This is a genomic window from Nonomuraea sp. NPDC059023, from assembly GCF_042740095.1.
In the GTDB taxonomy this organism is placed as follows: domain Bacteria; phylum Actinomycetota; class Actinomycetes; order Streptosporangiales; family Streptosporangiaceae; genus Nonomuraea.
In genome coordinates this window covers 1-4787 of the sequence record NZ_JBHYIO010000107.1, presented here as the reverse complement: position 1 = coordinate 4787, position 4787 = coordinate 1, and the positions used below count along the sequence as shown (strand labels likewise).

Below are 4787 nucleotides of genomic sequence, written 5' to 3'. Positions count from 1 at the left end.
CGTTGGCCGGGTTCCGTGGCTCACAAGCATGGAGCTCGCTCCGCTCGCACGCCCTTCCTGCCTAACCCACCCGCTGCCCCGATCGGTGGCCGGCCAGTTGGATCCCACCCGACCAGCTAGAGCCCTGTAGAAAGCCTCCGAAACGGTCCTGAAACGCCTCCCTGGAGTCAGGGGATGTGGCGGGCTGACCAGCGTCGCAGGACTCGTCGATCGCAGGAGCAGGTCAAGGTGGAGCGCCCGCAGGCGAAGCCGGGGACGAACGACCTTGACCTGTGACGGGAACCGATCACCACGGCGCGGGGAACGCGGGCAACTCGATGACCGGCTTCACCCAACGAGAGTTCCCGGCCGTCGGCTGACTCACCGGCATTCGCCACTACTACTGCAGCAACCCGATCGCGAGAGCCATCCCCAAGAACAACGTCAGCTGATACGCGCTGTTGATCACGGTGAGCTGTGCCGGCTTCTGCTCGAAGGCGTTGTGCTGTGTCAGGGTGGTCAGCGAGAACCCGAGCCAGGTCACGAATCCGACGGCCACATCAAGCCAGAGCGCGTCGCTGCCTACAAAGCCCGACACGATGGAGCACGCGGCTGCGAGCACCAGCGCCGTGACGATGATCGACGCCACGAGGACGGCGAACGGGCGCTTGCCGGCCCGCTTCGAGTCCTCCTCGGATATCCCGGTCAGCCGCCGCCAAACAGCACCGAAGAGCCCCCAGTCGCTGTACCACACCCAGGCGATCGCCATCCCGACCACGATCGCGGCCACAACGGCGGGCCAGCTGATACTCATCTCCATGCGGATCCCTCTGCTCGACGCCCCTCAGGCCAGTTGATATAATCAACCACGATGGACAACGTCAAGCAAACCTCGAAGAGGCCCCGTTCCTACGGGCAGTTCTGCGCCCTCGCGCGTGCCCTGGACATCGTGGGCGAGCGCTGGACCCTCCTGATCGTCCGCGAACTGCTCCCCGGCCCGATGCGCTACACAGAGCTGAAAACCTCGCTCGCGGGGATCGCGACCAACCTCCTAGCGGAGCGGCTGCGGGCTCTGGAGTCGAATGGCATCGTCGAGCGCCGCCTGGAGCAGGCGGGTGTCGTCTATGCGCTCACGCCCTGGGGCGCAGGGCTCCGCGAGCCGATGGAGGCGCTCGGCCGATGGGGCGCGCCTCTGGTGATGACAGGGCGTGACGGCGATTCGTTCCAGCCGCGCTGGCTGACGCTCGCTCTCCCCGGCCTGCTCCGGGGAATCACCGCGACTCCTCCGGTGGAGCTCGGCATCGAGACGGACGGGTTCCTCATGGTCCTGCGCATCGACGAGCACGGACCCAATGCGATCATCCGGCCCGATCGGCAACCGGACACGGTCTTCACCGCCGAGCCTGAGGTCGTCATCGGGCTCGCGGCCGGTGCGCTCACGATCGACCAGGCTCTCTCCTTGGGGGCTGTCCGAGGCGACCGGCAGGTCCTTGACAGGGCCTTCCCTCCAGGGCGGGAGACCACGGTGACACCGCCACCGATGGCCGGTTGACGGCGCTCTCGATTCGCGTACCCGGACATGGAGCCCGATGTCCCCGTCGATCACGACTCATCGGCGCCTACCGCCCGCTCCGCCCGGTAGTACCGAGCCAACACATCCGACGGCCTGACGGACCCCCAGAGACCGCGAGGAAACTAGGTGCTCACCACATGCCGCACGGCCCCAGATGACCACCGGAAGATCAGAGCGGTACCAGACTCGCCTTCAGATCACCGCGAGTTGATCACCAGGTGAAGCCGAATGCCCTGTGGCAGAGAGCCGTGCGTGGTGACAACAACGTTTGAGCGGTCAGAGCATCATCTGGTTGTGGAAAGAGAGTCTGATCAGGCCGCGGCGCCCCGCGCTTCCTCCAGGCCGGCTTGGCCAGAGGCACGCACAAGCTCTAGCTCAGGTCGTCGTAGACGTCCCGGCTGATGGCGATGAGGGCCTTCGCCATCTTCTGCTCGCTGAGCCCGGCGCCGTTATCGATGGTGGCGGGCTGGTAGTGCCAGTAGTAGACCAGCAGGGAGGCGTTGCCCCAACTGGACACGAGCACTCCCTGGGTCATGCTGAGGTTGTTTTCCGCCTCGGCTCCTGCCCTGTAGTAGAGCTCCGCCCGGTCGCCGACCCCGGCGACCGGGCGTTGGCTGGAGCCCGTACCGGAAGTCCCCCGGGCCGCCGACGCCTGGTTCTCGGCGTATGTGTCCTGGTTGAGCTTCAGGCCGACCTCGACGACGGCGTGGAACCCGCCCCGGCCGGCGAGGCTCGCGGGCTCATAGCGCGGCCACCTCTCAAGGATGGGCTCGCCATCGCCGTTCTGGGTCCGGGAGTCGTCCTGAAGCTTGAGCGAGCAGGACGCCGCGGGGGCGTACTTGGCGATGGTCTCCCGATCGAGGAGTTCACACCCGTCGGCGACGGTGGTGAACTTCGTGGTCGGCTTCGGAGCGGCCGGCGAGTTGCTGGGCGAAGCCTCCTTGGTGGCGGCCGTACAGGCGCTTCCCAGGAGCATGAGCACCGCTGCCACCAGTAACACGTGTTTCATAACAAACAGACGTTAGTGTCCGTCAAGTCTGCCCGCGACTTGGCCTTGGCGCGGCAGCGTACTCATGGGTGGGAGGCGGCGACGCCCTGACCGCTCAAGCTTCGTTGTCACAACTCAAGGGTTCTCTGTCGCAGGACGCGAGCGACCGACGGCTGGCACCCGAAATCACAGGCGGGCTCGCCATAGGTCGGAGTGCCAGAGGGCAGGGGATCGTCCAGGCAGGAGTGCGCGGAACCAGGGTTCACGGGCGCCGCAGTGGTGAGTGGTGCATGCGAAGGCCCTCCACACCTTGCGGAGGGCCTTCGCGGTTGGGGCTAGAAGTCGAATTCGCCGTGCTTGGCGCCGGCAACGAAGGCACGGAAGACGCCACCGCGCACCACCCAAGGCTCCAGGTCGGGCCGCTCGGTGTCGCGGATGCCGATAAGGTCCCCGCTGAGCGGGGCTACCTCGATGCAGTCTCCACCGTTGGCGCCGCTGAACGAGGCCTTGCGCCACTGCGCAGTCTCCAGTTCGGCGGCCAGCTCTTCATTCACCTTGATACATCTCCATCATCTTGCGGATTGCACCGGCGGTCTCGTTGACCGGCCGGGCATATGACCGGATGGCATCGAATCTGACACTAACGGTGCGCACCCGTTCCTCGCGATCGGTTACCTCACCATCTGCGGCCGAGTCCAGATACACCGTGTCCGGCCCCTGGGGCTGCTCGGCGATCACGAACCCGCCCAGCAGGCCGATCGTGGGCACGGCATCCATGGGGACGATCTGCACCGTGACACAGGGGTGATCCAACCACTTGAGAAGGCAGCCAAGCTGCTCACACATCACCTCCGCGCCACCGATGGGGCGGCTCAGCACCCCTTCGTCGATCACCGCCGCGTACATCGGCGGCTCTGGACGCTCGAACACCGTCTGCCGGGCAACCCGAGCCTCAGCCCCTTCGTCAACGCGCTCGGCGGTGATGCCCGGCTGCCCACGCAAGATCGAGCGAGCATAGTTGCGCGTCTGAAGCAGCCCCGGAATCACGAGCGGTTGCCAGGTGCGCAGCGTGTGAGCGGCGGCCTCGATCTTGGGCCACTGCCGAAACCACGTAGGTCCTGTCTTAATGACCAGGGGCAGCAGACGCAGCAGCGGTTCACCCTTCAAATCGAGAAGCGTCTCCACCCGCTCGGTGAAGTCCCACTGGGGAGTGCGCTTGGCGTTCTCGATCTGGCTGACCAGGCTCTTACTGACGTGGGTATAGTCCGCGACCTCCTCCTGGGTGACCCCTTTTTCCTCGCGTAGCCTCCTCAGTTCCGCCCCGAAGAGTGCTAGGGGGCTGGCCCCCGGGTCAAGCTCGGCTGCGCCCATAGACCCACCACCGCGCGTGTTCACAAGTCCACACACACCCGTGAACAGGATGCGTGGAGCGACTGTGTTGCCTGTCAACTACTAAAAGTAGCTGCCACAGATCAATCTGGGGAGAGTCTTTCCGAGAAGCAGGCGGACCCAGGTTCACAACCGTATTCGATCTTGTGGGCCTGACGGGTGAGGCCCCCAGAAATGGTCGGTGATCTCCATGTCCACAGGAACCACCTCCCGACAGCTGCCACACGTGGCCGCTTGGCAGAGTACGACGTTGCGGCGCAGCGCCAAGGCGCCCTGGCAGGCCCGGCAGGCGATCCGGCGATGGCTGGCAGAGACCCACCCGGTCCTCCCCAACGCCTTGCTGATCGTCTCAGAGCTGGTCACCAACGTCATCCAACACGTCCCGGCGGGGGCGCGACGCAACTGGGTAAAGGTGCGGCTCGGCTTCGCCAACGACGTCATCAGGCTGGAAGTGACCGACCCGGGGACGACGACGCCCGAGCCTCTCTTCCAGCCACTTCAGCAGGGTTCCATGCAATCGTCGGGACGTGGCCTGGGTCTGGTGACGAATCTGTCGCTCCGCTGCGGCACTGAGCGCACCAAGTCCGGTCACCGAGTCGTGTGGGCCGAACTGGCCGCTGCCGGACTCGCCCGCGACGCCTTGGCAGAGCAACTCCCCTCCAGCCAGGTCATGTGAAGCCTCCCTGCCCACGGCTGCCGGTGCATCTCGGTCGAGCAGCCAGTGGCTGGGATGAGGAGGCTCCTGGGCGGGTGGGATCCAACGGGCCGGCCACCGATCGGGGCGACGGGTGGGTTAGGCAGGAAGGGCGTGCGAGCGGAGCGAGCTCCATGCTTGTGAGCCACGGAACCCGGCCAAGA

The 4787-nt window shown here is 65.8% G+C and carries 6 protein-coding genes; 2 read left to right on the top strand and 4 right to left on the bottom strand.

The genetic code is table 11. The features are described from left to right. Positions 1–379: 379 nt before the first annotated feature. Positions 380–799, bottom strand: coding sequence for a DUF1761 domain-containing protein (locus ACFWYW_RS58875; protein WP_379611439.1), 420 nt, complete (start codon positions 797–799; stop codon positions 380–382). Positions 800–850: 51 nt separating this feature from the next. Between ACFWYW_RS58875 and ACFWYW_RS58870 the strand changes: the two genes are divergently transcribed. Next, a complete protein-coding gene (locus ACFWYW_RS58870) occupies positions 851–1531 on the top strand; it encodes a winged helix-turn-helix transcriptional regulator (RefSeq protein ID WP_379611440.1) in 681 nt (226 codons plus the stop codon). A gap of 391 nt (positions 1532–1922) precedes the next feature. Here ACFWYW_RS58870 and ACFWYW_RS58865 read toward each other — a convergent pair whose 3' ends face one another. The 3 genes from ACFWYW_RS58865 to ACFWYW_RS58855 form a co-directional block, all read right to left on the bottom strand. Continuing rightward, positions 1923–2561, bottom strand: coding sequence for a hypothetical protein (locus ACFWYW_RS58865; RefSeq protein WP_379611441.1), 639 nt, complete (start codon positions 2559–2561; stop codon positions 1923–1925). A gap of 314 nt (positions 2562–2875) precedes the next feature. Beyond that, on the bottom strand, positions 2876–3094 hold the full coding sequence (locus tag ACFWYW_RS58860) for a DUF397 domain-containing protein (RefSeq protein ID WP_379611442.1): 219 nt from the start codon (positions 3092–3094) through the stop codon (positions 2876–2878). Beyond that, the gene (locus ACFWYW_RS58855) at positions 3087–3911 is read right to left on the bottom strand and encodes a helix-turn-helix domain-containing protein (protein WP_379611444.1); all 825 of its coding nucleotides are present in this window, start codon (positions 3909–3911) and stop codon (positions 3087–3089) included. The genes ACFWYW_RS58860 and ACFWYW_RS58855 overlap by 8 nt, the downstream gene beginning before the upstream one ends. Positions 3912–4179: 268 nt before the next feature. Between ACFWYW_RS58855 and ACFWYW_RS58850 the strand changes: the two genes are divergently transcribed. Further along, the gene (locus tag ACFWYW_RS58850; protein ID WP_379611445.1) at positions 4180–4605 is read left to right on the top strand and encodes an ATP-binding protein; all 426 of its coding nucleotides are present in this window, start codon (positions 4180–4182) and stop codon (positions 4603–4605) included. The last annotated feature ends 182 nt before the right edge of the window (positions 4606–4787 follow it).

Bases quoted from the DNA above. Each gene is read 5' to 3' on its own strand.
- ACFWYW_RS58870 (WP_379611440.1), top strand. From the start codon at position 851: ATGGACAACGTCAAGCAAACCTCGAAGAGGCCCCGTTCCTACGGGCAG.
- ACFWYW_RS58855 (WP_379611444.1), bottom strand. From the start codon at position 3,911: ATGGGCGCAGCCGAGCTTGACCCGGGGGCCAGCCCCCTAGCACTCTTC.
- ACFWYW_RS58875 (WP_379611439.1), bottom strand. From the start codon at position 799: ATGGAGATGAGTATCAGCTGGCCCGCCGTTGTGGCCGCGATCGTGGTC.
- ACFWYW_RS58865 (WP_379611441.1), bottom strand. From the start codon at position 2,561: ATGAAACACGTGTTACTGGTGGCAGCGGTGCTCATGCTCCTGGGAAGC.